This is a genomic window from Terriglobia bacterium (assembly GCA_020073205.1).
Taxonomy (GTDB): Bacteria; Acidobacteriota; Polarisedimenticolia; order Polarisedimenticolales; family JAIQFR01; genus JAIQFR01.
This window is the reverse complement of the sequence record JAIQFR010000056.1, coordinates 1-26,895: the sequence shown is the minus strand read 5'-3', so window position 1 is coordinate 26,895 and position 26,895 is coordinate 1. Positions and strand designations below refer to the sequence as shown.

Annotated in this window: 32 protein-coding genes and 1 tRNA gene; 22 read left to right on the top strand and 11 right to left on the bottom strand. The window is 68.4% G+C overall.

All coding sequences use genetic code 11. The annotated features are described in order from the left end of the window. The coding region (locus LAO51_12615) for a S8 family serine peptidase (GenBank protein MBZ5639580.1) at positions 1 to 921 on the bottom strand (921 nt) is incomplete at its 3' end. Positions 922 to 1,239: 318 nt separating this feature from the next. Then, the gene (locus LAO51_12610) at positions 1,240 to 3,732 is read right to left on the bottom strand and encodes an HD domain-containing protein (protein ID MBZ5639579.1); all 2,493 of its coding nucleotides are present in this window, start codon (positions 3,730 to 3,732) and stop codon (positions 1,240 to 1,242) included. Between the two features lie 353 nt (positions 3,733 to 4,085). On the opposite strand from LAO51_12610, the gene LAO51_12605 reads away from it, so the two are divergent. Then, entirely contained in the window at positions 4,086 to 4,565 is a 480-nt protein-coding gene (locus tag LAO51_12605; GenBank protein MBZ5639578.1) for a hypothetical protein, read from the top strand. A gap of 8 nt (positions 4,566 to 4,573) precedes the next feature. On the opposite strand, the gene LAO51_12600 is transcribed toward LAO51_12605, so the two are convergent. From LAO51_12600 to LAO51_12590, 3 genes are read right to left on the bottom strand one after another with little or no spacing between them, the layout of a single operon-like run. Next, positions 4,574 to 4,912 (bottom strand): hypothetical protein, encoded by a 339-nt coding sequence (locus LAO51_12600; GenBank protein MBZ5639577.1) that lies wholly within the window; start codon positions 4,910 to 4,912, stop codon positions 4,574 to 4,576. 49 nt (positions 4,913 to 4,961) lie between these two features. Then, positions 4,962 to 6,263 (bottom strand): EAL domain-containing protein, encoded by a 1,302-nt coding sequence (locus LAO51_12595; protein MBZ5639576.1) that lies wholly within the window; start codon positions 6,261 to 6,263, stop codon positions 4,962 to 4,964. Further along, positions 6,260 to 7,591, bottom strand: coding sequence for a GGDEF domain-containing protein (locus LAO51_12590; protein MBZ5639575.1), 1,332 nt, complete (start codon positions 7,589 to 7,591; stop codon positions 6,260 to 6,262). Before LAO51_12590 ends, LAO51_12595 begins: the two co-directional genes overlap by 4 nt. Positions 7,592 to 7,835: 244 nt before the next feature. Between LAO51_12590 and LAO51_12585 the strand changes: the two genes are divergently transcribed. The 3 genes from LAO51_12585 to LAO51_12575 are packed head-to-tail and all read left to right on the top strand — an operon-like array spanning position 7,836 to position 9,324. Continuing rightward, positions 7,836 to 8,483, top strand: a complete 648-nt coding sequence (locus LAO51_12585) for a radical SAM protein (GenBank protein ID MBZ5639574.1) — start codon at positions 7,836 to 7,838, stop codon at positions 8,481 to 8,483. Continuing rightward, complete coding sequence (gene queC / locus LAO51_12580) at positions 8,483 to 9,175, top strand: 7-cyano-7-deazaguanine synthase QueC (GenBank protein ID MBZ5639573.1); 693 nt, start codon at positions 8,483 to 8,485, stop codon at positions 9,173 to 9,175. The genes LAO51_12585 and queC overlap by 1 nt, the downstream gene beginning before the upstream one ends. After that, the gene (locus LAO51_12575) at positions 9,172 to 9,324 is read left to right on the top strand and encodes a hypothetical protein (GenBank protein ID MBZ5639572.1); all 153 of its coding nucleotides are present in this window, start codon (positions 9,172 to 9,174) and stop codon (positions 9,322 to 9,324) included. Before queC ends, LAO51_12575 begins: the two co-directional genes overlap by 4 nt. Positions 9,325 to 9,357: 33 nt before the next feature. On the opposite strand, the gene LAO51_12570 is transcribed toward LAO51_12575, so the two are convergent. Further along, positions 9,358 to 9,990 carry a hypothetical protein gene (locus LAO51_12570; GenBank protein ID MBZ5639571.1) on the bottom strand — a complete coding sequence of 211 codons (633 nt, stop codon included), beginning with the start codon at positions 9,988 to 9,990 and terminating at the stop codon, positions 9,358 to 9,360. Positions 9,991 to 10,146: 156 nt separating this feature from the next. On the opposite strand from LAO51_12570, the gene LAO51_12565 reads away from it, so the two are divergent. From LAO51_12565 to LAO51_12545, 5 genes are all read left to right on the top strand, one after another. Continuing rightward, positions 10,147 to 10,542, top strand: a complete 396-nt coding sequence (locus LAO51_12565) for a hypothetical protein (protein ID MBZ5639570.1) — start codon at positions 10,147 to 10,149, stop codon at positions 10,540 to 10,542. 16 nt (positions 10,543 to 10,558) lie between these two features. Beyond that, a complete protein-coding gene (locus LAO51_12560; GenBank protein ID MBZ5639569.1) occupies positions 10,559 to 10,852 on the top strand; it encodes an HU family DNA-binding protein in 294 nt (97 codons plus the stop codon). Between the two features lie 78 nt (positions 10,853 to 10,930). Then, complete coding sequence (locus LAO51_12555) at positions 10,931 to 13,312, top strand: PBP1A family penicillin-binding protein (protein MBZ5639568.1); 2,382 nt, start codon at positions 10,931 to 10,933, stop codon at positions 13,310 to 13,312. Positions 13,313 to 13,402: 90 nt separating this feature from the next. After that, entirely contained in the window at positions 13,403 to 13,906 is a 504-nt protein-coding gene (locus tag LAO51_12550) for a type II secretion system GspH family protein (protein ID MBZ5639567.1), read from the top strand. 146 nt (positions 13,907 to 14,052) lie between these two features. After that, the gene (locus tag LAO51_12545; GenBank protein MBZ5639566.1) at positions 14,053 to 14,382 is read left to right on the top strand and encodes a hypothetical protein; all 330 of its coding nucleotides are present in this window, start codon (positions 14,053 to 14,055) and stop codon (positions 14,380 to 14,382) included. A 31-nt stretch (positions 14,383 to 14,413) separates the two neighbouring features. On the opposite strand, the gene LAO51_12540 is transcribed toward LAO51_12545, so the two are convergent. From LAO51_12540 to LAO51_12520, 5 genes are all read right to left on the bottom strand, one after another. After that, a tRNA-Leu gene (locus LAO51_12540) sits at positions 14,414 to 14,498 on the bottom strand. A 69-nt stretch (positions 14,499 to 14,567) separates the two neighbouring features. After that, positions 14,568 to 14,879 (bottom strand): preprotein translocase subunit SecG, encoded by a 312-nt coding sequence (gene secG, locus LAO51_12535; protein ID MBZ5639565.1) that lies wholly within the window; start codon positions 14,877 to 14,879, stop codon positions 14,568 to 14,570. Positions 14,880 to 14,982: 103 nt separating this feature from the next. Then, positions 14,983 to 15,750, bottom strand: coding sequence for a triose-phosphate isomerase (gene tpiA, locus LAO51_12530; protein ID MBZ5639564.1), 768 nt, complete (start codon positions 15,748 to 15,750; stop codon positions 14,983 to 14,985). Further along, positions 15,747 to 16,937, bottom strand: coding sequence for a phosphoglycerate kinase (locus LAO51_12525; GenBank protein ID MBZ5639563.1), 1,191 nt, complete (start codon positions 16,935 to 16,937; stop codon positions 15,747 to 15,749). The genes tpiA and LAO51_12525 overlap by 4 nt, the downstream gene beginning before the upstream one ends. Before the next feature lie 13 nt (positions 16,938 to 16,950). After that, entirely contained in the window at positions 16,951 to 18,285 is a 1,335-nt protein-coding gene (locus LAO51_12520; GenBank protein ID MBZ5639562.1) for a HEAT repeat domain-containing protein, read from the bottom strand. A 70-nt stretch (positions 18,286 to 18,355) separates the two neighbouring features. Here LAO51_12520 and LAO51_12515 point away from each other — a divergent pair, with 70 nt between their 5' ends. The 13 genes from LAO51_12515 to LAO51_12455 form a co-directional block, all read left to right on the top strand. Continuing rightward, a complete protein-coding gene (locus tag LAO51_12515) occupies positions 18,356 to 18,922 on the top strand; it encodes a type II secretion system protein GspG (protein MBZ5639561.1) in 567 nt (188 codons plus the stop codon). Next, positions 18,919 to 19,350, top strand: a complete 432-nt coding sequence (locus tag LAO51_12510) for a DUF192 domain-containing protein (protein ID MBZ5639560.1) — start codon at positions 18,919 to 18,921, stop codon at positions 19,348 to 19,350. Before LAO51_12515 ends, LAO51_12510 begins: the two co-directional genes overlap by 4 nt. Beyond that, positions 19,347 to 20,729 (top strand): hypothetical protein, encoded by a 1,383-nt coding sequence (locus LAO51_12505; GenBank protein MBZ5639559.1) that lies wholly within the window; start codon positions 19,347 to 19,349, stop codon positions 20,727 to 20,729. Before LAO51_12510 ends, LAO51_12505 begins: the two co-directional genes overlap by 4 nt. 64 nt (positions 20,730 to 20,793) lie before the next feature. Further along, positions 20,794 to 21,429, top strand: a complete 636-nt coding sequence (locus LAO51_12500) for a lytic transglycosylase domain-containing protein (protein MBZ5639558.1) — start codon at positions 20,794 to 20,796, stop codon at positions 21,427 to 21,429. Positions 21,430 to 21,556: 127 nt separating this feature from the next. Beyond that, positions 21,557 to 21,916 (top strand): NADH-quinone oxidoreductase subunit A, encoded by a 360-nt coding sequence (gene ndhC / locus LAO51_12495; protein ID MBZ5639557.1) that lies wholly within the window; start codon positions 21,557 to 21,559, stop codon positions 21,914 to 21,916. After that, positions 21,907 to 22,395 carry an NADH-quinone oxidoreductase subunit B gene (locus LAO51_12490; GenBank protein ID MBZ5639556.1) on the top strand — a complete coding sequence of 163 codons (489 nt, stop codon included), beginning with the start codon at positions 21,907 to 21,909 and terminating at the stop codon, positions 22,393 to 22,395. Before ndhC ends, LAO51_12490 begins: the two co-directional genes overlap by 10 nt. Positions 22,396 to 22,402: 7 nt before the next feature. Beyond that, complete coding sequence (locus LAO51_12485; GenBank protein ID MBZ5639555.1) at positions 22,403 to 23,044, top strand: NADH-quinone oxidoreductase subunit C; 642 nt, start codon at positions 22,403 to 22,405, stop codon at positions 23,042 to 23,044. A 58-nt stretch (positions 23,045 to 23,102) separates the two neighbouring features. Further along, a complete protein-coding gene (locus LAO51_12480) occupies positions 23,103 to 24,200 on the top strand; it encodes an NADH-quinone oxidoreductase subunit D (GenBank protein ID MBZ5639554.1) in 1,098 nt (365 codons plus the stop codon). Positions 24,201 to 24,248: 48 nt separating this feature from the next. Continuing rightward, positions 24,249 to 25,337: an NADH-quinone oxidoreductase subunit NuoH gene (gene nuoH / locus LAO51_12475; protein ID MBZ5639553.1), complete on the top strand. Its 1,089-nt coding sequence runs from the start codon at positions 24,249 to 24,251 to the stop codon at positions 25,335 to 25,337. Positions 25,338 to 25,373: 36 nt separating this feature from the next. Further along, positions 25,374 to 25,856, top strand: a complete 483-nt coding sequence (locus tag LAO51_12470) for an NADH-quinone oxidoreductase subunit I (GenBank protein ID MBZ5639552.1) — start codon at positions 25,374 to 25,376, stop codon at positions 25,854 to 25,856. Positions 25,857 to 25,866: 10 nt separating this feature from the next. Next, entirely contained in the window at positions 25,867 to 26,376 is a 510-nt protein-coding gene (locus tag LAO51_12465) for an NADH-quinone oxidoreductase subunit J (GenBank protein ID MBZ5639551.1), read from the top strand. Between the two features lie 20 nt (positions 26,377 to 26,396). Next, positions 26,397 to 26,696, top strand: a complete 300-nt coding sequence (gene nuoK, locus LAO51_12460; protein ID MBZ5639550.1) for an NADH-quinone oxidoreductase subunit NuoK — start codon at positions 26,397 to 26,399, stop codon at positions 26,694 to 26,696. Between the two features lie 7 nt (positions 26,697 to 26,703). After that, positions 26,704 to 26,895, top strand: a 192-nt coding sequence (locus LAO51_12455; protein MBZ5639549.1) for an NADH-quinone oxidoreductase subunit L, incomplete at its 3' end; no start/stop codon positions are given.

Here is a 26,895-nt window from a genome sequence, read left to right as displayed (position 1 = left end):
CGTTCTCTTCGACGCGCTGCGCGCACGCCACAAGCTCGAGCCCTGGAATCGATGGCAACGGGAACTAGCTTCTCGCGAAACAGCGGCTCTGGAAAAGGCCGCCGAGGCGGACACGACCACCACGAGCCCCGCGGCCCACGCCCGCTCCACTGCTCGGGCAAGAGGATCGGTCCGGTAGCTCTCCATCGGTGCGTGGCCGAGGGAGAGATTGAGCACCCGGATCCCATACCGCGCGCGCTGCGCGATGGCCCAGTCGATCGCCTCGATTACGTTGCTGACGTAACCCGTGCCCTGCCCGTCGAGAACCTTGAGCGAAACGAAGGTCACGCCGGGCGCGACGCCACCCACCGCTCCGTTCGTGCCGGATCCGCCGATGATCCCCGCCACGTGCGTCCCGTGGCCGAACGCGTCCGTGTCCCGCGGCGTCGAGCTGGTGAAGTCGACGCTGGTGAGGATCCTGGCACGCTCGATCGCGTCCGACGCAGCGATTCCAGAGTCCACCAATGCGACCGTGACTCCGCGCCCCGTGTAGTTCAGGACCCTGGTGATCCGGTCCGCGCCGATCGAGGGAACCGCGATGTCCATGGAGCTCACGACCTGACGGTCCGGCGATATCGCCAGCACGCGTGGATCGCTCGCGAGACGTGCGATCTCCCTCGAGGACATCCACGCCGATACCGCGTGGATCCCCGCGAGCTTCCGGTGGACCTTCGAGCCGTGACCCATCAGGTCAGGAAGATCCGATTCCTTCACCTTCGCGCCGTAGGTGACGATCACGCGGACGTCGCCACCACGGACCGACGCGAGGTCGGGAGCGACCTTCGCATGCCCTGGCGCTGCGAGCGATGCGGTTGCCAGCGCCATCACGACCAGGGTCGCGAGCACTGCCTTCGCCGCCTTCTCTCTCGATCGCGTTCTCATCTTCGTCCCCCCCTTAATCTCGAAACGCTTTGGATCCTTGCGGGGAGAGACGAAAAGCAAGAAAGACGCCCGCGCGAGGACGCGCGGCACCGCCTCCATAAGATCATTGGAATGTTCTAGTTGCGTCGTGTCGAGGCGATGACGTCTCGATGAACGTCCGGCCGGCGGCGTCTCAACATGAGATGAAACGCGAGGGATTGCGTCGCTATGTTACTGATATTAAGTGATTTGAATGTTGATTCGCACGCTCGGACGGCGATGTCTCAGACTGCGACGGCCGGGAGGGGGAGAGGTTGGACGAGCCGAACAAAACGAGGGCTACGCGAAATTGCGCTTCGAAGTCGCGAGCGGGTTCTCAACCCCCGGGATCGGGTGAGAACCTCCAACGGAAAGGCCGTCGGCCTGCAGGCGGCTCTCGATCGCGTCCAGGATCTGCTCGGTCGTGGCTCCGTCGGTGGGGAACGACGCATGCGTCGCGAGAAGGTGAACGGCCTGGGCGATGCCGAATCGCGCATCGATCGGATCCGCCTGAACCTGCTCGAGCATCTCCTGCGCTCTCTCCGCGAGCTGTCTGGGCTGGTGCTCGTGCGTCAGCACGAGGAACAGGTCGCCCCCGAACCGCACCAAGGTCTCTCCGACCCTCGTCAGCGCCGCGAGCCGGCGCGCGGCCTGTCCGAGAATCCGGGCCGCCGCGGTGGGGCCGAGAGTGCGTTGGACCTCCTCGAGCGCCGTGACGCGGAATGCGACGATCCCGAGGCCAGAGCCGACTTCGGCGGCGCGGTCGATCCTGCACCCGGCCTCGATGTAGAAGAACCTCGAGTTGGGAATACCCGTGAGCGGGTCGGTGAGGCTCTCGGGGCGCGTCTCGGACAGGCGGCGGGCATTCTCGATCGCCTGCGCGACGTACCCGCCGACGGCCTGTAGCAGTCGGAGGTGGTCCGGGCCATAGGCGAAGCTGGCCCCGTGGTAGAGCGCGAGGACTCCGACGTCCTCGAATCCCGTCGCCAGAGGCGCGACCAACGACGAGCGGAGTTCGGACACTTCGGGGTCGAAGGAGAGGTCCTCCAGGTCCGACCGCGACCCGTCCCGCTCGAGCGGGCGATCATGGCTTCTCCCAATGTAAGCACGACGGTGGAGCGCCGCCCAGCCGGAGAGCCGCTCTCCGACGGGGATCTCGACCTCCTTGAGCCGCGCAGCGGCCTGCCCGGTCGCGAACTGGGCCACGAGCCGCCGGCGATCGTCGTTGTAGAGGTACACGACCAGGGCCCGATACGGGACCAGGTGCGCGATCTTCGCGGACAGCAGGGTCAGGCTCTCGTCGAGCCCAAGGTGGTGGCCGACCGTGCGGGCGATGTCGTAGAGAGCGCGCTGTTCTCGCTGCGACGAGGTGATCTCGTCGTAGATTCGGGATCGGCTGGACGCGGCGGCGATGGGCGAGGCGTGCCTTTCGGCGAGCACCCCGTCCGCGCGTGAACCTGGCCCAGGCGGCGCGGCCGACGCCGCGGTCACGGCGCGGGAGGCGGCCTCGAGGGAGGGGAGGGCCGGAAGGAACGCCTCGACCACCGACGGGTCGAACATCTTTCCGCGTTCGCGCTCGAGGAAGGCGATCGCCTCCGAGGCCGGCAGAGCCTTGCGGTACGGGCGATCCGACGTCAGCGCGTCGTAGCAATCCGCGACCGAGAGGACCCGGGCGCCCACCGGGATGTCCTCGCCGGCGAGCCCGTCCGGGTACCCCGTTCCGTCCCATCGCTCGTGGTGATGCCGGACGATCGGCGCCAGCGGGTAGGGGAAGGGCACCACCGATAGGATGTCCGCCCCGACGCGGGGGTGGATCTTCATCTTCTCGAACTCTTCGGGGGTCAACCGTCCGGGCTTGGTGAGGATGTACTCGGGAACGGCGATCTTGCCGACGTCGTGGAGCAGCGAGGCCGCCTTGAGCGCCTCCATCTGCGGACCCGAAAGCCCGATGGCGCGTCCGATCCCCAGGCTGAAGTGCTGCACCCGCCGGAGGTGATCCTCGGTGTTCTCATCCTTGGCCTCGATCGCGAGGGCCAGCGCCTCGGTCACTGCGCGGTAGTGCTCGGCCGACTGTTGCGAGTGCCGCTTCTCCTCCTCCGCCTGCCGCGAGCGCGCCCGGTAAGCGAGGTGCATGAGGTAGACGAACGGCGTCGCGAGGAGGAAGGATCCGAAGTGTCCCCGCTGGATGAAGAGGGTCAGGAGCACCGCCAGGGAGGACCCGGCCAAGAACGAGGGGACGGACCAGATGTAGTTGGCCCGCAGCGAGGATCCGGCGTGCTCTTCGCCGGAGAGGTGGATGGCGAGGGAGATCAGGCCGAGGTTCAATGAGGAAAACGCTGCCGAAGACGCCAGGATCGGCACGATGTCGCGCAGTGGGTCCACCGCCCCCACCGGGCCCCCGAGAGCCAGGTAGATCACTCCCGAGACCGTCGAGGAGATGCCGACGACGCCGGCATTGAACGCGATCCGGTGTGCCGGGGGTCTCTGTTGGCTTCTGCCGGGCAGAAGCGATGTCGCGACCGCCGACAGGACGCTCGCTGCGGCCGACGCGCCGAGACCGAATGTCATCAGGGTCGCGGAAACGAACGCGAATGCGGGCGAGAGGCTGCCGCCGACGGGGAGCGGTACGCGGACCCAACCCGCAGCCACCGCGAGTCCCACGAAGAGGAGCGCGTGGGCGTCCAAGGCTGGCGGGCGGACGAGCATCGCCGCCACGGCGGCCGCGGCGCCCGCGACACTCACCGCGACGATGAACGACCCGGACGCGCCCGGTACCCCACGGGGACCCGTCAATGCGAACGCCCTCCGGAGCGCCACATGCGGGCGTAGCCCTCCCTGGTGCCGATTCGAATTCGTCCTGACGGTTCCGATCCCATGCCGCGTGCCGACAAGCGAGAACATAGGTTCCGAAATGGGAGAAGGCAAAGCCCGCAGTATCACGTTCTACTTAATTAATTGAATCTAGGGGGGCGGCGGGGGGGGCGGATCCAGAACCGGATTTGGGGAAGGTGCGGCAGGATGACCTTCCGGCCGCCTATCCGAACGGTGTTGTCGGTCGCCCCAGAGATTCTGCTTGAGTTGTTCTATGCTCCATCGTATAGTCAACCTATTCGAACGGCGGGAACCAACAGGGGTGGAGTCAACGAATGTATAGAACGAATGCCGACGTGGCGAGAAGGGTTTACAGGGCCCTCAAGACCCCGTCCGACAACAACCCGCGCACCGATCCGATCCTTGCCTTTTACTTCAAGGGCAAGGAGGACTACATCATGATGCGGTGCAACAAGGATCCGGAGATCTCGATCAAGGGGAAGGACCAGATCGCCGGAGAAGTGAAGTTCTTCGCGTACAGCGACTTCGCGGATTACGGCGAGTCGGATGTTCTCTTCAAGCTCAAGGACGAGATCACGCTGATCGAGCTGTACAGGAAGGGAGCCATCGAGGCGAAGTCGTTCAAGTCATGGGACGAGTTCGTCCGCTGGCTCGACGCGCTGGACGAGAACGGAATCCAGATCTCACTCAAGCTGCCGTGCCTCGTCTACGCCGCCGTGCGAAACCAGCAGCCCTCCATGCAGAATTTCATCGTGGAGGCGATCAAGAAATCGCTCAAGACCGGGTTGGAGTGAGCCGGCGCTCACGAGCGGCCGAGCCGCTCGGACCACGCGTCGAGTCGCGCGAGGCCCTCGCGCAGAGCCGCCGCGTCGGCTCCGGGATCGGTGAGACGCCGCTCCAGCCTGGCGCGGAGGAGGCACGATGCCTCCTCGGGGCTGAGGAATCCGAGCGGCTCACCCTCGGGGCCGATCAACTCCACGCACCTCGACCGGAGCAACGCGATTCCTTCGTCGGATGAGGGGTCGAGCAAACGGACCAGCCTTCGGCCGATGCGTTCCTCGATCGGACCGGGCCGCCCATCGCCGGCCAGCGTGACGCGAAGGCTCGCGCCTCGGGTCGATTCCGGGACCGGATGCTCCACGGAGGTGCCTCAAGCGCATCGTACCACGAAGCGGGGTCGAGGAGGCGGGTCAGTCGCCGAGGCCGAGGGAGTCCCAGTCGGGGTGGCGCGGTGGCGAGTCGGGGCGGGCGAAGAGGTAGCCCTGCGCGCACCGGACGCCCGTCTCCATGAGCGAGACGAGTTCGCCGACGCGCTCGACCCCCTCCGCCACCACGCCGATCCCCGTGGCATCGGCGAAGCGACGGATCGTCGTGATCAGCTCCCGCTTGATCGTGCTCGCGTCGAGGTCTCGGACGAGCGTCATGTCGACTTTGATGAACTCGGGAGCGATCTCGGCGATGGACTGCAGTCCCGCGTAGCCGGAGCCGACGTCGTCCATCGCGAGCCTCAAGCCGCTCGAGCGGAGTTGGCCCAGGGTGCGCCGGAATGCGGTGAAATCGCGGACGCGAGTGTGCTCGGTGATCTCCAGTACGATCTGGCTTGGGGCGAGGCCCGCGTCGCCGAGCCGCCGCAGGAACGTGCCGTCGGTGAACTCCGGATCGTGGAGCCCGTCGGGCTCGACGTTCAGGAAGAGCACCTGGTCGGCCGCGATGCCCGGCACCCTCTCGATCGCGCGGAGCCGGCAGAGACGCTCGAGGGTGAAGAGCGTGTCGTGGTCGTGGGCCGCCTTGAACAGGAGGTCCACGCTGTCGAACCGGACCCGGGGCACTCGGCTCAACGCCTCGTAGCCGATGATCCGCCGCGCGCTCACGTCGACCACGGGCTGGTAGACCGTTCGGACGAGTCCGAGCCTCAGGATCCGCGAGAGCTCGTCGGTGAGCCCCCGATCTTCGACCGCCTTTTCGGCCAGCGCGTCCGCGAACGCTTCGTCGAGGCTGCGGTAGACGATCCGGTCGAGACGAATGCCCGGGTCGTTCGTCATGAGCGCGCCGCCCACGTAGCAGGAGAACCGGTCGAGCACGTCGCGGGGGAGGCTCCGGCCGAGGTGGAACCTGAGCCCGCGCCGCAGCCTCTCCCGGACTCCGGCGAGATCTTCCGCCGAGACCGGCCGTCCGGCGCGTGGCGGTCCGAGGACCAGCACGAACGCATTGCCGCTCAGGCTGGGCTCGAAGACGCGATCGTCCCGGCGCAGTCGACGGGCGCGGTAGCGGTCCAGGAATCGTGCGATGGTCCGGACCACGCGGTCGTACGCGTGCCAGCCGCCAGTGCAATCCACCACGTTGCGCTCGAGGACGGTGATGGAGAGGATGCCGAGCCGGCCCCGCTCCGCGAGAGAATCCCCGATCCTCTCGAACAGGTCCGGAAGCACCGGGAGGACCGAACCCTGCGCTCCGTCCCGGGGGAGCGCGTCCTCGGCTCTGGACACGCTCATCGGGCGGGACGCCCCGCGGGACTCCTGCGAGCGGTCGGCTCCGGCCGGGACCCGAGCGCGTCGACGTCGGCGTCGCCGATGTCGAACCCCTTGTGGCGCGCCACGCGGTTCCTGCCGTCGGCCTTGGCCTTGTAGAGCGCCTGATCGGCGTGCCGGATCAGGTCGGTGCTGTTCTGGCCGTCCACCGGGAATACCGCGACGCCGCCGCTGATGCTGAGCACCCCGTCCGGCTGCGTCTCGCGGTGCGCGAAGGGATGGGTCGCGATCGCGTCGCGGATCCGCTCCGCCGCCTGGAAAGCCTGCGTTCCGTCGGTGAGCGGCATGGCGACGATGAACTCCTCTCCGCCGTAGCGGCCGGCCAGGTCCTGCGGTCGGAGGCTTCGGCGAAGGACGTCCGCGACCCCCCGCAGGATCTCGTCGCCGGCCTGATGGCCGTTGGAATCGTTGTATCTCTTGAAATGGTCGATGTCGAACATGAACACGGCGAGCGGCTGCGCGCGGCGACCGGCGGCATCGATCAGGATCCCGAGCGACTTCATGAAATGTCGCTTGTTCACGAGCCCGGTGAGCCCGTCGTGATTCGCCTGCTCCCGCAGGGCCCGCACGTTCCTGACGTTGCGGTAGGCGATGGACCCGAGGTTCGTGATCATTTGGAGGACGAGTTTCTCGTCCCTGGGCCTGATCGCGGGGTCGCCGACGCACAGGACGCCGATCAGGTAGTCCTGGTTCTCGCCGTGATGCACCAGTGGGCCGACCAGGCTGAGCCGGAACGCGGGATGGTTGCCCTCGACGTTCCTCCCGTCGGTGCGCGAGAGATTCAACCAGTCCTCGCCCATCATCTCGACCTTGTTCTCCGCGACCCAGCCGATCTTCCCCTCGCCGATCCGGACGCGAGTGGCGGTTGCGGGAATCTCGCCCAGGCCCCGCTGATCCCTTAGATAGATCTCCTGGAGGTTCGCCACCTCCTCGCCGGGGGAGCGCACGAGGAACAGCAGCATCTGCTGCGGCTCGAAGATCTTCTCGGTCAGGTCGAAGAGGTGCTTCGGGATGTCGTTGGGGTCGAGATAGGAGTTGTTCAGCTCGCGAACGAGTCCCGGCAGGGAGCGGGACAGATTCGTCAGGGAGCGCTGCTCGTTCCTCATCTTCGAGGCGAGACGGGTCTGCTCGCGGGACTGTCCCTCGAGGCGGGCGATCTCCGCCGTGAGGCGCTGTGCGGCCCGCTGGATCTCGCCCAACGCTCTCCGGCCCAGCAGGAATCCGACGACGGAGGCTGCGGCTGCCGCGATCAGGACCACCGACCATTCCGAGAGGCTGAACGGGTCCGCCACGTCACCCTCGCCACCGGGCGCATCTGTCCCCGGCGACCTGCCATGGTGCACCTGCGGAACATGCAATGTCCGTTCCCCAGCAGCCGCCGGGTCACTGACACTCGAAGCTCAGATCCGGCAACGAGATGCGGAGCGGGAATCGGACGTCGCGCGGGGACTGGCGCTCCGTACTGCTCAAATTTGGAGCCGAGGGTGACAGGGAGCGTCAGTGTCGGTCCTCCGTGACGGCGACCGACCATGTAGAATGAGCGACGTGCTTCGCATCAGCGAGATCTTCCACTCGATCCAGGGGGAGTCGACGCACGCCGGGCTTCCCTGCGTCTTCGTCCGCCTCGCCGGCTGCAACCTGCGCTGCCGCTGGTGCGACAGCGCGTACGCCTTTCACGGTGGCCGCGCGATGACCGTGGCGGAAGTGGTGGCGGAGGTCGAGCGCTACGGTTGCCCTCTGGTCGAAGTGACGGGGGGGGAGCCGCTGTTCCAGGCCGACGCCTTGCCCCTGATGGCGGAGCTTCTCCGTCGTGGTCGGCGCGTCCTGCTCGAGACCGGAGGGAGCCTTCCCATCGAGGGGGTGCCCGATGGCGTGATCCGAATCCTCGACGTGAAGTGTCCCGGCAGCGGGGAGGCCGAATCGAACCGATGGGAGAACCTCGAGAGCCTGAGACCCGTGGACGAGGTCAAGTTCGTGATTGCCGGACGCGAAGACTATGTATGGGCGGCGGGACAGGTGCGCCGCCGAGGCCTCGCGGACCGCGGGACGGTCCTGTTCTCACCGGCTCACGGCGAGATCGAGCCCGGCGAACTCGCGCGGTGGGTCCTCGAGGATGCGCTTCCCGTCCGCGTGCAGATCCAGCTCCACAAGGTGCTCTGGCCGGGGGTGGAGCGAGGCGTGTGATGCGCCGTGCGGTCGTGCTCCTCTCGGGGGGGCTGGACTCCGCGACGACCCTCGCGGAGGCGGTCCGGCGGGGCTTCGAGGCTCACGCGCTGACCGTCCGGTACGGTCAGCGGCACGAGATCGAGATCGAGAGCGCGGCGGCGGTGGCGCGGTCCGAGGGGGCGGCGTCCCACCGGGTCACGTCGGTCGATCTGGCGTTCGCGGGTGGATCGGCCCTGACCGATCCCTCGATACCCGTCCCGAAGGCACGGGCGGAAGAGGCGATCGGCGCAGGCGTCCCGTCGACCTACGTCCCGGCGCGCAACACCGTGCTGCTATCGCTCGCGCTGGCCTGGGCCGAGGTGCTCGGGGCGAGGGATCTCTTCATCGGCGCGACCGCGGTGGACTACAGCGGCTATCCCGATTGCCGGGCCGCGTTCCTCGAAGCGTTCGAGACCCTGGCGAGCGTCGCCACCAAGGCGGGGAGCGAGGGCGAGCGCTTCGTCGTCCACGCGCCGCTCCTTCGGATGGGCAAGGGCGAGATCGTCCGCCGAGCCCTCGAGCTTCACGTCGACCTCTCTCTCACCTGGTCGTGCTACGACCCGGCCCCGGGGCGGGTGCCGTGCGGCCGGTGCGACGCGTGCCTCCTGAGAGCGAAGGGATTTCGCGAGGCGGGAGTTCCGGATCCGGGTCTGGGAGCGCGCCGGCGATGAGGGTCGCGGCGTTCCTGATGCTCTCGATCCCGCTGGCCGCGATGATCGTCGGGTTCTTCGCGGCGCTCCGCGCCATGTTGCGGAGTGGAGCGGGCGGCTCGTCGCGGAAGGTTCGCCCGGGAGGCGAGTCCACGCCCCGGCGCTCGTGATCGGCCACCGCGTTTCGAAGGGCCGGATCGAGGCTATTCGGCGAGCCGGCGCTTTTCCACGACGAGCTTCTTCACCTCGAGCGCCAAGGCCGCCACGCCGGGAGCGTCCATCTCCTCCATGCGGTTCGCGAGATCCTCCAGGAGCGCCGCATCCCGCACGGTCCGCTCGTGGAGCGTCGCCGCCATCTCGTTGAAGGCCAGCTCGATCTCCTTCAGGTTGTCGCCGCGGCGCAGACGCATCCTGATCGCGTAGCGGCCGTCCCGCAGCTCCTGCAGGCACCGGCACACGTTGAACGACGCGCCGGCGGTCCGGTGGGTCTCGAGAATCCCGAGCAGGAAGCCACCCCCCAGGAATGCCAGCGAACCGATCAGGATGAGACCGACCTGGAACCGGTCCTGGGCCGCGAAGTACGATTTGAGCTCCGGTGCCACCCGGATCGCGGTCAGCGAGCTCTTCTGGTTCAGGGCGAACAGGGCGAAGTTCAGCAGCAGCAGCAGAACGAACGCCGTTCCCATGGTGATGGACGTGACGCGCAGCTGGTACCTGCGGTTGACCAGGAACCGGCGCCTCCGGAACACGACCTGGCTCCAAGGAATGCTCCCGGTGATCGGCCGCACCAGGACGTCCGCGGACGCGGGGCTTCGCTCTTGGGTGGCGTCGATCATGGGCGGTCCCTCCTCTCGAAAAGCTAGGTTCCCGCGGGCGACCGGTCAAGAACCGCCGCGGGTCGCCAGAGGGGAGGAAACCTCGGGTTTGCTCCCGGAGGCGTTCCGGGGTTAGGATTCGCGCGGCCGGGTCTCATCGGGCCCGGGGAGGGCCGCATGGAGAACAAGATCGTCGTCCACATGAAGGACGGGACGGTCCACAAGGGGGTCACGCAGGATTTCGACCCGGCGTCCCCCGCATTCCACGTGCTCCCGGCCGAAGGGGGTGGCGTGCCCCGACGGGTCGCGGTCGAGGGCATGAAGGCCCTGTTCTACGTGAAGGACTACATCGGGAACAGGGACTTCGTCGCCCGCCAGCAGTTCGACGAGGCGCAGCGATCGGGGCGGCGGACGATCCTGACGTTCACGGATGGCGAGACGATGTGGGGGTTTCTCGGGGAAGCCTCCGATGCCGGGCCCGGATTCCACTTCTTCCCGCTCGACGAACAGGACAACAACATCCGCGTCTTCGTCGTGCGCTCTTCGCTCAAGGAAATGAAGGTCGTATCCTAGTCGAGAGGAGGACGCCGTGAACAAAGCCGAGCTCGTCGAGAAGCTGAGCGCGAAGACGGGGCTTTCGGCCCGCGACGCACGGGTTTGCGTGGACGCCCTCTTCGATCCCGACCCCGCCGTAGGGCTCATCGTCGCGGAAATGGTCGCGGGAGGAAAGGTGGCCATCAGCGGATTCGGGACGTTCGAGGCTCGCTCCAGGAAAGCGCGCTCCGGGCGGAACCCCCACACGGGGCAGACCCTCGATCTCCCCGCCACCCGCGCGCCGGCGTTCAAGGCCGGTAAGCCGCTCAAGGAGAGCCTGAGGAAGTAGGAGCGCCCGACCCGGGAGGGCCGGGGCGTACCTCCCGCTGGCCGCGCGCCCCCTGCTCCCTTCGGGCGCTTCAGGGCGATGAAACGCCCCGACCGGCCGCCGCGTCGCGATCGCGCGGGAGTCCGTGAGGAGGGGGGCCGACGACGGCGAACCTCCCGCGGGCGCGTCCTCCGGCGCGCGGCGGCCGCGGCGGTCGTCGTTCTCGTTCCGCTTGCCGCCGCGTGGCTCTACCTGTGGGTCCAGGTCGGTCGGCGCTTCGAAGGGCGGCTCTGGGATTTTCCGTCGCGGGTGTACTCGGACCGCCTCCTGCTCGCCCCGGGCTCGTCCGCGTCCCCCGACATCATCGCGAGGCGCCTCGACCGCTGCGGCTACGCTCGCGTCGAGGGTCCTCCGGCGAGCCCCGGCCAGTATCGCCGGCGCGGCGACCGGCTCGACGTGAACCTGAGGGCGTCGACGGGGCCCTGGGGCGAGACGCCGCCTCGCCGGGTCGTCCTGCGCATCTCAGGGGGGGTCGTCGCGTCGCTGGAGGGGGCCGGGGGCCGGTCGCTTCAGAGGATCGAGATCGAGCCGGAACTCCTGGCGCTCCTCTCCGGACCGCAGCAGGAAGAGCGTGAGGTCGTTCGCCTGGACGCGGTCCCCAAGCGGCTCGTCCAGGCGGTTCTCGCGGCCGAGGACTCCCGCTACTACTCGCACCACGGTGTCGATCCCATCGCGATCGTACGCGCCGCGTTCGCGGACGTCAGGAGCGCCCGCATCGTGCAGGGGGGGAGCACCATCACGCAGCAGACCGTGAAGAACCTCTACCTGGGCCAGGAGCGAACGTGGTGGAGGAAGCTGCACGAGGCGCTCCTGGCGATGGTGCTCGACGCCAGGTACTCGAAGGACCGTATCCTCGAGGTCTATCTGAACGAGGTCTATCTCGGCCAGCGGGGCTCCGTGGCCGTCTGCGGCGTCGAGTCGGCCTCGCGCTTCTACTTCGGCAAGGATCTCGCCGACCTCACGCTCGGGGAGTGCGCGATCCTCGCGGGCCTCATCCGGAATCCGGGCGGATACAACCCGTTCGCACACGCGGACCAGACGGTGGCGCGACGCGACCAGGTGCTCAGGGCGATGGCGGAGGAAGGACAGATCCGCGGGGCCGAGGTCGAGAAGGCGCGCTCGGAGCCCCTGCGCCTCGCCAGCGGGAAGGAGGGACATTCCCGCGCGCCGTACGTCGTCGATCTGGTCCGCGCCCAGCTCGCGGAGTTCTACACGCCGGCGCAGCTGGCCCGCGAGGGGCTAAGGATCTACACCACGCTGGATACGACCCTTCAAGAGGCGGCGCAGGAGGCGCTGCGGGACGGGCTCGAGCGGCTCGACCGGGAGCGGCACGCCCGCTCGAGGGAGACCGGCCGGAGGCTCGAGGGATGCGCGCTCGTCCTGCGCCCCTCGACCGGGGCCGTTCTCGCGCTGGTGGGCGGGCGGGATTACGGCGGGAGCCAGTTCAACCGCGCCGTCCAGGCTCGCCGGCAGACCGGCTCCTGTTTCAAGCCGTTCGTCTACCTGACCGGCTTCGAGGCCGCGATCCAGGGGCGCGAGGGCGGCCTGACGCCGGCGACCATCCTCGACGACAGCCCGCTCGAGATCTCCGCGGGCGGGCGCGTGTGGAGTCCTTCGAACTACGACGGTAAGTTCCGCGGACCGGTCACGGCGCGGGACGCTCTCGAGCATTCCCTCAACGTGCCGACCGTCCGCGCGGCCCTTCGCGTGGGGCTGAAGGACGTGGTGCGGACCTCGGAGCGCTGCGGTCTCCACGGTCTCGAGCCCTACCCCTCGATCGCGCTGGGGGCCCAGGAGGTCTCTCCCCTGGATCTCGCGGGGGCGTTCGGCGTGCTCGCGAACGGCGGCGATCGGGCCGAGACTCGGATTCTGGGCGAGGTCGTCACGAGGGACGGCGAGTTGCTGGAGCAGCGAAAACGGGCCGCGGTGCAGGTGGTGACGCCACAGGCGGCCTGGCTGGTGACGGACATGATGCGGGGCGTTCTCGTCCGGGGGACCGCGGCGTCGGCGGCGTCCCTCGGCTTCCGAGGCAACGCCGCGGGCAAGACCGGCACCACGGACGACACACGGGACGCATGGTTCGTCGGATTCACCCCGGACATCCTGGCCCTGGTCTGGGTCGGATACGACGACAACACGCGGACGGGATTGACCGGCGCTTCAGGGGCCCTCCCGATCTGGGTGGACCTGCTCCGCCGCGGCGGCCGGTTCACCGACGCCCCGTTCCCGGAGCCGGAGGGGATCGTCCGGGTCGACGTGGATCCCGAAAGCGGCGGGCTCGCGGTTGCAGGGTGTCCCACGCGGGTCGAGGAAGTGTTCGCGGAGGGGACCGAGCCCGTCGACGACTGCCCCCTTCACACGCGGGGTTTCAAGGGCTGGCTTCGCCGCGTCTTCGGCAGGTCGCGTCGATCGGGAGTTTGAGCCGCCCCGATCGAAGCCCGGGGTCTCTTCGCGCACTAGACGCGGACCGCTCGAGTTCCGTATGGCTCATCGAGTCGAGGTGACGGAAGCGTGGATGTGTCGGGCGACAGGGAAGCGGCCGTAGCCGGGCGCCGGCAGGCGGGGCTCACGTTCGTCGAGCTGTTGACGGCGCTCGCCGTGCTGATGATCCTCGCGGCCGCGGCGATCCCGGTCATGCGATGGGACGAGAAACGCCGCTTGGAAACCCATCTGCGCGGCGAGCTTCAGATCATGCGCGACGCGATCGATCAGTATCACAAGTACTCCGAGCTCGGGCTGATCCAGCAGACCGACGTGGCCCAGGAGCACTATCCCCGGAGCCTCGACGAGCTGGTGAAGGGCGTCGACGTCGGGGACCCCAACTCGCCGACCCCGAAGACCATCAAGTTCCTCACCCGAATTCCGATCGATCCGATGACGGGGCAGGCCGAATGGGGATTGCGCTCCTACCAGGACGATTGGGACAGCGACAGCTGGGGAGAGGAAAACGTGTACGACGTGTACAGCCTCTCGCCGGGCGTCGCGCTGGACGGCACCAAGTACAGCGAGTGGTGATGGCGCGTCCGGGGTGGACCGCGCCGTCATGAAGTCCTTTACACCGACCGCCGCCGCCCACTAGTATGACCTCACGTCGACCCTTATCGAACAGGGACGTCTTGCGCGAAGGGATGAAGCTCGGGGTCGATGGAGGGGGGTGGAGGATGGCACGACGGCGCGACCCGGCGGTCCGCTCGACGAGCCTGGGCGCGGCGCTCAGGCAGCTGGTCGACGCGATCGCTCGCAAGGTGGTCGATCGGGTGCAGCGTCAGATTCCCGAGCGTGAGCAGCTCCGACGGATCGAGCGACATATCGCGCGGCTTGCGCGCCGCGTCGAGACGGGACGCCGCCCGGGCGGCGCACGCCGCGTCGGAAGGCCCCGGTCGAATCGGCGCTGCAACGTTCGGGGGTGCGCGCGGCCGCACGTCGCGCAGGGGCTCTGCTCGAAGCACTACCAGGCGAGGCGGCGGAAGAACCTTCGAATGGCGGGCTAGCGCTCGACCTCGCGTACGGGACGGCCGGACTTGGTGCCGAAGGGGGGATTCGAACCCCCACGCCTCGCGGCGCCACCCCCTCAAGATGGTGTGTCTACCAATTCCACCACTTCGGCAGCCGGTCGATCATCCGCGGCGGGGCCGCGCGCCGGATTATACGTAGGCCGCTCGCACCCGTCGAGGCGCTACTTCTTCGCCGGCCCGGGCTGGGCCGGCGCGGCCGGCGCTGGCTTCACGTCGGAAAGCACCGACTTCCCACGCCCTTCCGACGGGGAGGACATCACGGACAGCGCCAGCGAGGTCAGCATGAAGATGATCGCGCTGATCGTCGTCGCCTTCGAAAGGAACGTCGCGGCTCCGCGCGCGCCGAACACCGTCTGGCTCCCGCCCCCGCCGAACGCTCCCGCCAGGTCGGCGCGCTTGCCCGTCTGGAGGAGCACCACGAGAATCAGGAACACCGCGACGATGATGTGGATCCCGAGCAGGATGTACGTCATGCAAGCCTCGCCTGGTCAACTGCTTCCAGGAACCCGCGAAGTCTAGCACGCGCGTCGGCGGCGTCGCAAGAAGCGCGGCCGTCGACGTCGGCGGGAGACGCCGTCACGACGCGGCGGCGACGATCGCGGCGAAGGATGCCGCGTCGAGCGAAGCCCCTCCGACGAGCGCGCCGTCCACTTCGGGAAGACGGAGGAGCTCAGGAGCGCTCGCGCCGGTGACCGATCCGCCGTAGAGGATGCGGATCCGGGACGTGGCGGAGGCGGAGAACATGCCCCCGAGCTGCTCGCGGATCATCCGGTGAACCTCCTGCGCCTGGTGCGGCGTGGCGCTCCGGCCCGTCCCGATTGCCCAGACCGGCTCGTAGGCGATCACCACCTCCGAGCCCTCCGATACGGCGAGCTTGCCCAGGCCGAGTCGGAGCTGCCGCTCCACGACCGCAAGGGTCCGCCCCTCGTCCCGTTCCTTCTCCTGCTCCCCGACGCAGAGAATCGGAACGAGGCCGTGCCGCCGCGCGGCCGCGACCTTGCGCTGGATCCTCTCGTCGTTCTCGCCGAAGTGGATCCGACGCTCGGAATGGCCGACGACCACGAGCCGCACTCCCATCTCCGCCAGCATGCGGGGGGAGACCTCCCCGGTGAACGCGCCGCGGTCCTCCCAGTGCAGGTTCTGTGCGGCGAGCAGAACGCGGCTGCCCGCGAGGCGGTCGGCAACCGCGCGGAGGCACGGGAACGCCGGTGCCACGGCGATCTCTACGAATCGCTCGGATTCCACCCTCGGGAGGAGGTCGTCCAGCAGGGCCACGGCCCAGGCCTCGCTGAGGTTCATCTTCCAGTTGCCGACGACGAGAGGCGTGCGCCCGGGCGCGGTCATGACGCGTCGTCCAGCGCCTCGACGCCGGGCAGGGGGAGGCCCGAGAGGAACTCGAGCGACGCCCCCCCGCCGGTGGAGACGTGGGTCATGCGGGAGGTCAGCCCGAATTTCTTCACCGCCGACGCGGTATCGCCCCCTCCCACCACCGAGACGGCGGCGGAGGTGGCCAGCGCCTCGGCGACCTTGCGAGTCCCGTGCGAGAACGCCTCCGTCTCGAACTTGCCCAAGGGGCCGTTCCAGAGCACGGTGCGAGCCTGGGCGATCCTCGAGGCGAACAGCTCCGCCGTCTTCGGGCCGATGTCGACGCCGGCCTCGTCGCCGACGACGTCGACCCCCGCGGTGACGTGGTGCACGTCGTCCTTGCCGCCCACGGTCACCACGTGATCCACCGGCAATAGGAAGTCCTTGCCGGCGGCGCGAGCCCTCTGCACCAGCGCTTTGGCGAGGGTCGTGCGGTCCTCCTCGATGGGGGAGAGGCCGGTCGGCCTCATGAACGCCTTGAGAAACGTGTAGGCCATGGCGCCGCCCACGAGGAACAGGTCCACGTGCGGGAGCAGGTTCTCGATCAGCTCGATCTTGTCCGAGACCTTCGCCCCGCCGAGGATCGCCACGAAAGGGGACTCCGGGTTCTCGAGCAGGCGGCCCAGGTGCTCGAGCTCCGCCTCCATGAGGAGCCCCGCCGCCGCGGGCTTCAAGAGCGCCGGCACGCCCGCGGTGGAGGCGTGGGCGCGGTGCGCCGACCCGAACGCGTCGTTCACGTAGAGGTCGCCGAGGCGCGCGAGCGCCGCCGAGAAGGCGGCGTCGTTCGCCTCCTCCTCCTTGTGGAATCGGACGTTCTCGACCACGAGAAAGCCGCCCGGCTCGATCTCGCGGGAGGCCCTCTCGGCGTCGTCACCGATGCAGGTAGAGGAGAAGGCCACCGGCTTCCCGAGAAGGACCGCGAGGTGGTCGGCGACGGGCTTCAGCGAGAATTCGGGGGCCGCCTTCCCTTTGGGGCGGCCGAGGTGCGACGCCAGGACCGTGCGGGCGCCTCTCTCCGACAGGAGCGTGAGGGTGGGCAGCGAGGCGGAGATCCTCGTATCGTCGCCCACCTTCCCGTCCTTGATCGGCACGTTGTAGTCCACGCGGCAGAAGATCCTTTGGCCCCGCTCGATCTCGAGCCGCCGGACGTTGAGCTTTCTCGACATGGTCGGGACCTCCCTAGCGACGAGGCGCGGTCCGCCGTGCAGCCGCTCGGAGTCGCGGCCGCGCCGGGAAGATCGCCTCCATCGCGTGGCGCTGCTCCGCGGTCAGTGAACGGAACATCGCGTTGTGACGCCGTATTCGCTCACGCTTCATGATCGCGCGCAGGGTCCTCGCGACGCGCTCCCGCATGAATCGGTCCTCGCGGGCGTACGCTCGGAGCAGGTCGGGGATCTCGCTCCGCGTGCCGATGCGCTCCGCGGCGGTCAGAACCTCGGGATCCAGCCGCCGGGTGGCATCCCTCAGGATCGACCGAAGATCGCTCACGGCGACTCGGCTGCCGACGCGGGCCAGCTCGAGGTGCGCTTTCGCGCGGACTCGTCCCATCGGATCGAAGCCGTTGGTCTGGGGATCGGCGCGCACCCCCGCCGCGATCCGGTCGATCACGTCCTTGAGGCGGTAGATCAGCGACTTCTCGCCCAGCGCCCCGGCCACCTCGACGAGGATCTGAAGGGGCAGGGCCTCCTCGACCCGGTCGAAGGCGTCGGCGAGCGCCCGCGCCCGTCTCGGGCCCAGCGCCTTGAGCACCATCCCGACGCGCGTGCAGAACTCGGGGTCGTGGGCGCGCCGCTCCATCTCGGTCACGAGCGGGCTCACCGCCGGGGAGCCGCAGGCGGCGAGGCGGTGGACCGCCTCGTTCCAGACCGAGTAATCGTCCGATCGCAGGCTGGCCACGAGGCCGCGGATCGCCGAAGCCTCCCTGGCGACGTGGGGCGCGCCCTCGGCCTCGATCTCCCGCGCCTTCTGCGCCACCGCCGGCACCGAGTCCTGCGCCAACCGCTTCAAGAGGCTCCTCCGCGCGGAGACCCTGAGCGTCGGAAGCAGAGCGAAGGCGGCCAGCCGGACCCGGGGTTCCTCGCCGGGATCGAGCAGCAGCGCGAGCACCTGCCCGATCGCCCGCTCCTGGCCGGCGGCGTACTGCTCGAGGAGCGCCTGGACCGCGGCGAGACGCACGTCCAGGACCCTCTCCTTCTTCACGGATCGCTCGAGCGCGGCAACGACCGACGCCGACGGATATCGAGCCAGCGAGCGCGCGGCGGTCTCCCGAACCCTCGCATCCCGATCGAGGAGCATCGCGACGAGCGGCTCCCGGCTTCTGGGATCCTGGATCAGCGCGAGGAGCGGCATCGCGTTGACCCGGATCCGGGGGTTGTCCGCCTCGAGCGCGTCGATGAGCGCGTCGACCGCCCGGGCTCCCTTGTTGCAGAGCCGCGCCTTGGCCGCCACCACGACCGAATCGCGTCGGCTCCCGAGACGCCGGACGAGCTCGGGAATCTCGGTTGCCCTCGACATGACGGTCATCTAGAGTTAGCTCGGACCCGCCGCACGCATCGCGACTCGCTGCGCGGTGGAAAGGCGGATTATGAGGCGATGGACATCCGCTGTCAACGGCCGCGCTCGCCGCGTCGCGGCGGCGTGCCTCATCGCGCTCGTGCTCCCGTCCCTCGTCGGCTGCCGTGAGCAGCGAGCCGACCGCCTCTACCGCGAGGCGGCACGGCGAGTCGAGCGTGGCGACCTCGCGGGCGCCGTCGAGAAGTACGATCGGCTCATCGCCGAGTTCCCCGGATCCCGCGCCGCCGCACGGGCGAAGTCCGACGTGGTTCTCTACCGAGGACTCCTCGAGGCGTCTCGCCGCTTTCCGGTCCGCCGGGCCGGCGATCTCCTCGTCCAGGTCGCGCGAGCCCTGGAGCGCTTCCGCGCGGCGACCGGCCGTTCACCGTCTTCGTTGAGCGAGATCGTTCCCGCGTACCTCGCGTCGACGCCGGTCGACCCGTGGGGACGGCCGCTCGAGTACCGGGCGAAAGCGGATGGCGGGTACACGCTTCGTTGTCGGGGCGCGGACGGCGCCGAAGGCGGCGAACGGGAGAACACCGATCTCGAGGTCGAGGACGGAAGATTCGTGAAGGGGAATCCGGAGGCGATCCCGTGACCGGCTTGCTGTTCGTCTGGGCCCTCGCTGCCCTCCTGCCCCGTTCGGCGATTGCCGTCCTTCCCTCGGGGTCCGAGTTCATGCTCGAGATCGCGGCGGACGAAGCCTCCCGGGCGCGAGGCTACATGGAACGGGAGAGGGTCGGACCCCGGGACGGGATGCTGTTCATTTTCGAGCGAGCCGACCGGCACGCCTTCTGGATGAAGAACTGCCGGGTCCCGCTGGACATCGTGTGGCTCGACGCGACCTTTAGGGTCGTCGACGTCGCGCGGAACCGGCCGCCCTGTCCTGCCGAGGGAGACTGTCCCGAGGTCGCCCCGGCCGAGTCCGCGTCATACGTGCTCGAGTTCGCGGGCGGGACCGCGAGCCGGGAGAGCCTCAAGAAGGGAGACCGCGTGGTGATTCTCTCGGAGCCGCCATTGCCGTGATCCCATGCGCGGGGATTCTGCTCGGTGCCCTGGCGCTCGCCGGAGCCGGCGGGGGGACCTCTCCCCCCGAACCGCCGGCCGTCGCGCCCGCGGGAGCCCCGGCGGAGACGCCGGGGGCCGACATGGACCTCCTCGACGAGGCCCGGCATACCGCACAGCGGTTGGAAAGGATCCGGGGTCTTCGCTTCGCTGGGATTCCGCCCGCGGTCAGGGCGGGTGAGGCGGCGAGGAAGGAGGCGGCATCGAAGCGGGTCGAGGCGGCGATTCCCGTGTCGACCCTGGTCGCTCGCGGCCGCGCGTGGGCCGACCTGGGCCTCGGTGGTGGGGACGCTCCCCGGAAGTTGCTCGAGGCTCTCGCCGACGACCTCCGCGGGATCGGTTTCGACGCCGTCGGCCGTCGCGTTCTCGTCGACCCGTCCCTCCTGCCCGCGGAGGACCTCGCACCGAAGGAAGGGGAGGACTCCACGTCGTCCCTACTGCTTGCGACCGGTGTCCGACCGGACGAGCCCGCGCTGGCGCACGTCCTGATGCACGCGCTCGAGCGGGGCCGCACCGGCGGCGATCCGATTGCCGGTACGACCGACGCCACCCTTGCCGCCTCGGCATGGGCGGAAGGGGAAGCGAACGTCGTCGCGGTCCTTTACCTCTTCGACGGGTTGGGCATAGAGAGCGAGGTGATCGAACGCGCGCTGGATCCGGGCCAACTTCTGGGGGGAACGCTGGTCCCCGCGTCGCTCGACCTCCTCCCGGGCGTCGAGGGGCTCTTGCTCGACTTCGTCTTTCGTGAGGGATACGCCCAGGCGGCCGGCTCGTACAAGCGAGGAGGTTTCAGGGCGCTCGACCGGGGGGCCGCCGGGCGGCGCACCACTCGAGATGTCCTGCACCCGGACCGCGCGCCCCTCGTGCCGGTTCAGATCCCGGAGCCCCCGGCGCCGAAGGGCTGGGTCCTCGCCGACCGTGACGCCCTGGGAGAGGAGGGGATCGTCGTCCTGGTCTCGTCGCTCACCGGCAAGGACAACCTCGGTCTCATGGCCGGCGACGGCTGGGCGGGGGACGCGCTATTCCGATTCGAGCCCGAGGGGTTGCCCGTCGGTCGGGACGGTCTCACGGTCTGGGTGAGTCGCTGGGTCTCCGCCGACGAGGCCGCGGAGTTCGAGTACGGGATCGAGCGAAGCCTCACGGGACGCTTCCCCGGCACGACTCTCGAGTCGCCGGCGTCCGGGGAGCGCCGGATGGTGGCGGCCGGGAGGGTCTTCAGTCTCTCCAAGACCGGGCAGGAGGTGACCCTCCAGATCTCGAGCGAGGCCGCCGGCGGACCGGCGGGCAAGGAAGCGCCGAAACGCTCTCCAGCAAGACGTAAGTCCAACAGAAGTAAGTAATTATAATAATTCAGACCAGGTCGGATTTGACAGAAGGGGAGTCGCCCCGTACTCTCACATCGTCATGCTGACCCCGGTTCGACTCTTGGCGGGCGCCTCGGTTCTCGGCGCCGTGGTCGTCGCGCTCCTGGCGCTGTCGGATCCCGCGCCGCGGTTCGTAGAGCTGCCGCTCGCTTCGGCGACTCCGGCTTCGAGCACCGCCGATCCAAAGCCCGCCGACTGGGCGGGGAGAGTCCGACCCCGCCTCGAGGCCATGCGGATCCCGATCCGGGGGAAGAACCTCGAAGCCCTGCTCCGGTCGGTGGATCGAAACGCGCGGCGGTTCGGGATCGACCCGCTCGCCGTTCTGGCCATCATCGAGATCGAAAGCGAATTCGACCCGATGGCGGTCTCTCCCCGGGGGGCCATGGGGCTGATGCAGCTCCGCGCCGATACCGCTCGGGAGCTCGCCGACGATCTGGGGATCCCCTGGCTGTCGGACGACATGCTGCTCGACCCGGACGTCAACGTGCTACTCGGGACCTTCTACCTGAGCCGGCTCATCGAGCGATTCGGGGATCTCGACGAGGCCTTGACGGCATTCCACGACGGGCCGGGGCGTGTCGAGATCTCGAAGATCCAGGCGGGCTCGGTCCAGCTCGAGTACGCCAATCGGGTCTGGGACGCGATCGTGCACTTCACCGTGCGGGCCATCGCCTGACCCCTCGCCGGCGCTCCCGCGCGGAAATATCGGCAATCCTTACACTTCCTTGACCCTTCGGGACCGCTATGCTAAGGTACGCGCCCTTTCGCACGTCTTGGGTCGGTTTCGACGCGAGGAACGCCCGATGTCGTCGCTGCCCTACGTTCCGATCCTCATCTTCATCCTGATCGCCCTGGCCTTCCCGCTGGCGGTTTTCGCCTTCACCCTGCTGATCCGGCCCGACCGACCGGTGCCCGAGAAGCTCGAGCGGTACGAGTGCGGGATCGAGAGCCAGGGGGAGGTCTGGGGCAGGTTCTCGGTGCAGTACTACGTCATCGCGGTCCTCTTCCTGATCTTCGACGTCGAAACCGTCTTCCTGTTTCCCTGGGCGGTCAGGTATCGTCACCTCGGTCTTTTCGGATTCGTCGAGATGGCGGTCTTCATCTTAGTTCTCGTCGTGGCTTACGCCTATGCCTGGAAGAAAGGAGCGCTCGAATGGGCCTGATCGAGGGCCGATTTGAAGCGGGCATCCTGACCACGACGGTCGATACGCTGTTCGATTGGGCGAGGAAGAACTCCCTCTGGCCGCTCACCTTCGGGCTGGCCTGCTGCGCCATCGAAATGATGGCCTCGGGGGCCTCGCGATTCGACATCTCCCGGTTCGGCTCGGAGGTTTTCCGCGCGTCTCCCAGGCAGTCGGACCTGATGATCGTCGCGGGCTCCGTCACCGAGAAGATGGCTCCGATCCTACGGCGTCTCTACGACCAGATGCCCGAGCCCAAGTGGGTGATCTCCATGGGGATCTGCTCGACCGCGGGCGGACCCTTCCCGACCTACAGCCACGTCCAGGGGGTGGACCGGGTCGTCCCGGTCGACGTGTACATCCCCGGCTGTCCTCCGAGGCCAGAGGCGCTGCTTTACGGACTGATGGTGCTCCAGGACAAGATCGGCCGGATGACCATCGCGAAAACGCGGACGGCCTGAGGGAGCCATGGACGACCCGAAGCCGGGAGCCGCCGCTCCGGCCACGCCCCCCTCGGGCGGCGATGCCACCCCGGTTGCACCTAAGAAGACCGACGGAGGGGCGGCGCCGAAGCTCGACGCCGCCGTGCCTTCCAGGAGCCTCGAAAGGCTGAAGGAGATCCTGCCCGACGCGGTGGAGGAGGTTTCATTCCATTGCGGCGTCCCGATCGTGCGGGTGCGTCCCGAGCGCATCCTGGACGTCTGCCGGTTCCTCAAAGATGACCCGGACTGCGGCATGACCTTCCTCGCCGACCTGTGCGGCGTGGACATGATCCGGCTGCGGCCCGGCGGGCCCAGGTTCGACGCGGTCTACCACCTGTTCAGCATCGAGCACCGGGAGCGGCTCACGGTCAAGGCCGCGGTCGTCGAGGATGGCGAGGTCGCGTCGGTGACCGAGGTTTGGCGCGGCGCCAACTGGCACGAGCGCGAAGCGTTCGACATGCTCGGGATCCGATTCGCCGGGCACCCCGATCCGCGACGGATCCTGATGCCGGAGGATTTCGACGCCCACCCGCTCCGGAAGGACTTTCCGCTCGAGGGACGCGAGAAGGACCACGGGTACTGGCGGCGTCCCGACGACGGCCAAGGCAGGACGTACAGGGAAAGCTGATCCTGCGGCGCGGGAGCCCGGCCGGGCGCCCGCGGAAGACGACGGAGGCTCTCGAACGATGTTCGGCACGACCGAGATGGAGATCAACATGGGGCCCCAGCACCCCGCGACGCACGGGGTGCTCCGCCTCAAGGTGAGGCTGGACGGCGAGAGGGTCCTCGAGGTCACGCCGTACATCGGATACCTGCACCGGGGATGCGAGAAGCTGGGAGAGGACCGGACGTACCCGCAGGCGGTGGTCTACACGGACCGAATGGACTACTGCGCCGCGTACAGCGAGAACCTGGTCTACATCGAGGCGGTGGAGAAGCTCCTCGGGGTCGAGGTTCCTCCCCGCGCGAAGTACATGAGGGTCATCCTGGCCGAGATGCAGCGGATCGCGAGCCACCTGGTCTGGCTCGCGACGCACGCGCTCGACATCGGGGCCATGACGGTCTACATGTACTGCTTCCGCGAGCGGGAGCAGATCCTCGACCTCTTCGAGTCCTACTGCGGTGCGAGGCTGACCTACAACGCGCTCCGAGTCGGCGGGATGCCCGAGGACTTCCCCGAGGGGTGGATCGCGGAGGCCCGGCGGTTCTGCGAGGTCTTCCCGGCAAGGCTCGACGATTACCACGCGCTCCTGACCGCCAACCGGATCTGGCTCGGACGCACGCGGGGGGTCGGAGCGATCGACGCCACGACCGCGCTCGACTGGGGGATGACCGGTCCGTGCCTTCGCGGGAGCGGGGTCGACTACGACGTTCGCAGGGCGATCCCCTACGAGGCCTACGCGGATCTCGAGTTCGACGTTCCGCTGGGCGAGCGCGGCGACACCTACGACAGGTACCTGTGCCGGATGGAGGAGATGCGCCAGAGCCGGCGGATCGTCCTCCAGGCGTTCGACAAGCTCCCCGAGGGCGAGATCCGCGGGAAGGTCCCCCGCCGGATCAAGCCGCCCAAGGGAGAGGTTTATCACGTCAACGAGGGGCCACGCGGAGAGCTGGGGGTCTACCTCATCAGCGACGGCAGCGAGAACGCGTACCGCTGCCGTTTCCGGTCGCCGAACTTCGTGAACCTCCAGGCGCTCCCGGACCTGGTTCGGGGCCACTTGGTCGCCGACATCGTGGCCGTGATCGGCACCCTCGACATCGTGCTGGGGTGCGTGGACCGCTGACGGGGATCGGCCGGCCACCGGCCGGACGGCCCCCGGGGCTCGCAGGACATGAACGAAACACTGCTCAGGTGGCTCCTGATCCCCGTGCTCCAGATCGCCGTGGTCATCTCGGCGGTGCTGATGGTGGTGATGTACCTCGTGCTGCTCGAGCGCAAGGTGGTCGCCTTCATGCAGGTCCGGTTGGGCCCCATGCGGGTGGGCTGGCACGGCACCCTCCAGCCGGTCGCGGACGTGCTGAAGCTCTTCCTCAAGGAGGACATCACTCCCACCCACGTGGACCGCCTCGTGTTCCTCCTCGCTCCCGTGATCATGCTGCTGCCGGCCATGGCGGCATTCGCGGTGATCCCGTTCTCGGGGCAGCCCGTCCGGATCGCCGGCGTCGAGATCACCCCTTGGATCAGCGACGTCAACGTCGGCCTCCTCTTCCTCCTGGCCATCTCGAGCCTGGGGGTCTACGGCGTCGTGATGGCCGGCTGGTCCTCGAACTCGAAGTACCCGCTCCTCGGCGCGCTCCGCTCCGCGGCGCAGATGGTGTCCTACGAGGTCCCGCTCGGACTCTCGGTCATCTCGGTGCTCATGCTCGCGGAATCCGCCTCCATGGTGAAGATCGTGGAGGCGCAGGCCCGGGCGGGGTACTGGTTCGCATTCTGGCTCCCGTACCCGCAGATCGTCGGCCTGTTCCTCTATTTCGTTTCGGCGGTGGCGGAGACCAACCGGGCGCCTTTCGACCTGCCCGAGGCCGAGAACGAGCTGGTGGCCGGCTTCCACACCGAGTACTCCGGGATGAAGTTCGCGTTCTTCTTCCTCGCCGAGTACATGAACATGATCCTGGTCGGGTGCATCGTCACCACGCTGTTCCTCGGCGGCTGGCTCCCGGTGACCTTCGGCATCCCCGGGCTCCGTGCTCCCCTGTCCAACGTCCTCCCGTTCTGGGGGGCGGCGGGAGCGGCGCTCACGGGGTTCCTCTGGTTCGCCCTCAAGGTGTTCGTCGTGCTGTTCACGTACCTCTGGATCCGGGCCACGTTCCCGCGCTACCGGTACGACCAGCTGATGAGGCTTGGGTGGAAGTGGCTCATCCCGCTGGGCCTGGCGCACGTGATGCTCACCGGTCTCGTGATGCTTCTCGTCAGGGGCTAGCGCCTCGGCGCCCCCCGGACTTCGAGGTTCAAGGCCATGCGCGCCCTCGTCAGACCGAAGGAGAGCCTGCTCCGGAAGCTCCTGCTGGTGGAGCTTTTCGTCGGGCTGTGGGTTACCTTCAAGCATCAGTTCCGCCCCTACGTGACCCAGGAGTACCCGAAGGAGCGGCCGGAGCTCCGTCCACGCTTCCGCGGCGTTCCCCGCCTCCGCGACCACCCGGACGTGCAGGGGCAGCTGTGCGTCGGCTGCAACCAGTGCGCGCTGGCCTGTCCCGATCGGTGCATCACCGTCATCCCCGAGGAGCGGAAGGGCGGCAAGGGAAAGCAGGCCAAGAGCTTCTACATCGACTACGAGAAGTGCTGCCTCTGCGGCCTCTGCGTCGACCCGTGTCCGACGAAGCCGATCACCGCGATCTACATGTCCCACGACTACGAGATGGCGAAGTACCGCCGGTACGAGTTCATGTCGGACATGGGGGTCCTCTACGAGGGGCACGACCGCAAGGACTTCAAGAAGTAGGAGCCCGCCGATGGACGGACAGATGATCATTTTCGTGATGCTGGCCGCGGTGGCGCTGGCATCGTCCGTGATGGTCGTGACCCGCAGGAACCCGGTCCACTCCGCGCTCTACTTGATCGTGACCTTCTTCGCGGTCGCCGCGGTGTTCGTCCTGCTCCGGGCGGAGCTCCTCGGCGCGGTGCAGCTCCTGGTGTACGCCGGCGGCATCATGGTGCTCTTCCTCTTCGTCATCATGCTCGTCGAGCGCCCGGCGTCGCCGCCCCGTGGGGAATCGCGTCCCGTCCACGTGGCCGCCTCGATCCTGATGACCGCCCTGGTCGCCGCGGTCCTGTCCTTCCACTTCCTCCACGGCGGTCCGGCTCGCGCGGCGGGCCGGGCCGCGCTCGCGGCGCAAGGCGGCAACCTCGAGACGGTCGCCGAGGCGATGTTCCGATACTACCTGTTCCCCTTCGAGGCCGTGTCGGTGCTCCTGCTCGTCGCGCTGGTGGGGGCCGTCGTCCTCGCCCGCTCCAAAGCCTGATCCGGGGAGGACGGACGATGCTGCAGCCCCAGCACGTGATGCTGTTCAGCCTGGCGCTCTTCACCGTCGGCGTCGTCGGCGTGCTCCTCCGCCGGAACGCCATCCTGATCCTGATGAGCATCGAGCTGATGCTCAACGCGGCGAACCTCAACCTGGTCGCCTTCGCCTGGGCCCGGCCGGACGTGGCGGGCCAGGTCTTCGCCCTCTTCGTCATCGCGGTGGCGGCGGGGGAGGCGGCGGTCGGCCTCGCGATCCTCATTGCGCTGTTCCGCAATCGGGAGAACCTCAACGTCGACGAGATCCACCTCTTGAAGTGGTAGGGCGGCGATGCTGAAGCTGATCTGGCTGATTCCGGTCCTTCCGCTCCTGGGCGTCGCGGCGAACGGCCTGTTCGGCCGGTTCATGTCGCGGCGGGCGGTGGCCTGGGTGGCGTGCGGGGTGGTGCTGCTGTCGCTCCTTTTGTCGTTGGGGGCGGTGACGGAGCTGTCGGGGCTGCCGGAGTCGGGGCGGCACTACGAG

Bases quoted from the DNA above. Each gene is read 5' to 3' on its own strand.
- LAO51_12605 (MBZ5639578.1), top strand. From the start codon at position 4,086: ATGTATAGAACGAATGCCGACGTGGCGAGAAGGGTTTACAGGGCCCTC.
- LAO51_12595 (MBZ5639576.1), bottom strand. From the start codon at position 6,263: ATGAGCGTGTCCAGAGCCGAGGACGCGCTCCCCCGGGACGGAGCGCAG.
- LAO51_12585 (MBZ5639574.1), top strand. From the start codon at position 7,836: ATGAGCGACGTGCTTCGCATCAGCGAGATCTTCCACTCGATCCAGGGG.
- queC (MBZ5639573.1), top strand. From the start codon at position 8,483: ATGCGCCGTGCGGTCGTGCTCCTCTCGGGGGGGCTGGACTCCGCGACG.
- LAO51_12575 (MBZ5639572.1), top strand. From the start codon at position 9,172: ATGAGGGTCGCGGCGTTCCTGATGCTCTCGATCCCGCTGGCCGCGATG.
- LAO51_12570 (MBZ5639571.1), bottom strand. From the start codon at position 9,990: ATGATCGACGCCACCCAAGAGCGAAGCCCCGCGTCCGCGGACGTCCTG.
- LAO51_12565 (MBZ5639570.1), top strand. From the start codon at position 10,147: ATGGAGAACAAGATCGTCGTCCACATGAAGGACGGGACGGTCCACAAG.
- LAO51_12555 (MBZ5639568.1), top strand. From the start codon at position 10,931: ATGAAACGCCCCGACCGGCCGCCGCGTCGCGATCGCGCGGGAGTCCGT.
- LAO51_12545 (MBZ5639566.1), top strand. From the start codon at position 14,053: ATGGCACGACGGCGCGACCCGGCGGTCCGCTCGACGAGCCTGGGCGCG.
- secG (MBZ5639565.1), bottom strand. From the start codon at position 14,879: ATGACGTACATCCTGCTCGGGATCCACATCATCGTCGCGGTGTTCCTG.
- tpiA (MBZ5639564.1), bottom strand. From the start codon at position 15,750: ATGACCGCGCCCGGGCGCACGCCTCTCGTCGTCGGCAACTGGAAGATG.
- LAO51_12525 (MBZ5639563.1), bottom strand. From the start codon at position 16,937: ATGTCGAGAAAGCTCAACGTCCGGCGGCTCGAGATCGAGCGGGGCCAA.
- LAO51_12520 (MBZ5639562.1), bottom strand. From the start codon at position 18,285: ATGTCGAGGGCAACCGAGATTCCCGAGCTCGTCCGGCGTCTCGGGAGC.
- LAO51_12515 (MBZ5639561.1), top strand. From the start codon at position 18,356: ATGAGGCGATGGACATCCGCTGTCAACGGCCGCGCTCGCCGCGTCGCG.
- LAO51_12500 (MBZ5639558.1), top strand. From the start codon at position 20,794: ATGCTGACCCCGGTTCGACTCTTGGCGGGCGCCTCGGTTCTCGGCGCC.
- ndhC (MBZ5639557.1), top strand. From the start codon at position 21,557: ATGTCGTCGCTGCCCTACGTTCCGATCCTCATCTTCATCCTGATCGCC.
- LAO51_12490 (MBZ5639556.1), top strand. From the start codon at position 21,907: ATGGGCCTGATCGAGGGCCGATTTGAAGCGGGCATCCTGACCACGACG.
- LAO51_12485 (MBZ5639555.1), top strand. From the start codon at position 22,403: ATGGACGACCCGAAGCCGGGAGCCGCCGCTCCGGCCACGCCCCCCTCG.
- LAO51_12480 (MBZ5639554.1), top strand. From the start codon at position 23,103: ATGTTCGGCACGACCGAGATGGAGATCAACATGGGGCCCCAGCACCCC.
- nuoH (MBZ5639553.1), top strand. From the start codon at position 24,249: ATGAACGAAACACTGCTCAGGTGGCTCCTGATCCCCGTGCTCCAGATC.
- LAO51_12470 (MBZ5639552.1), top strand. From the start codon at position 25,374: ATGCGCGCCCTCGTCAGACCGAAGGAGAGCCTGCTCCGGAAGCTCCTG.
- LAO51_12465 (MBZ5639551.1), top strand. From the start codon at position 25,867: ATGGACGGACAGATGATCATTTTCGTGATGCTGGCCGCGGTGGCGCTG.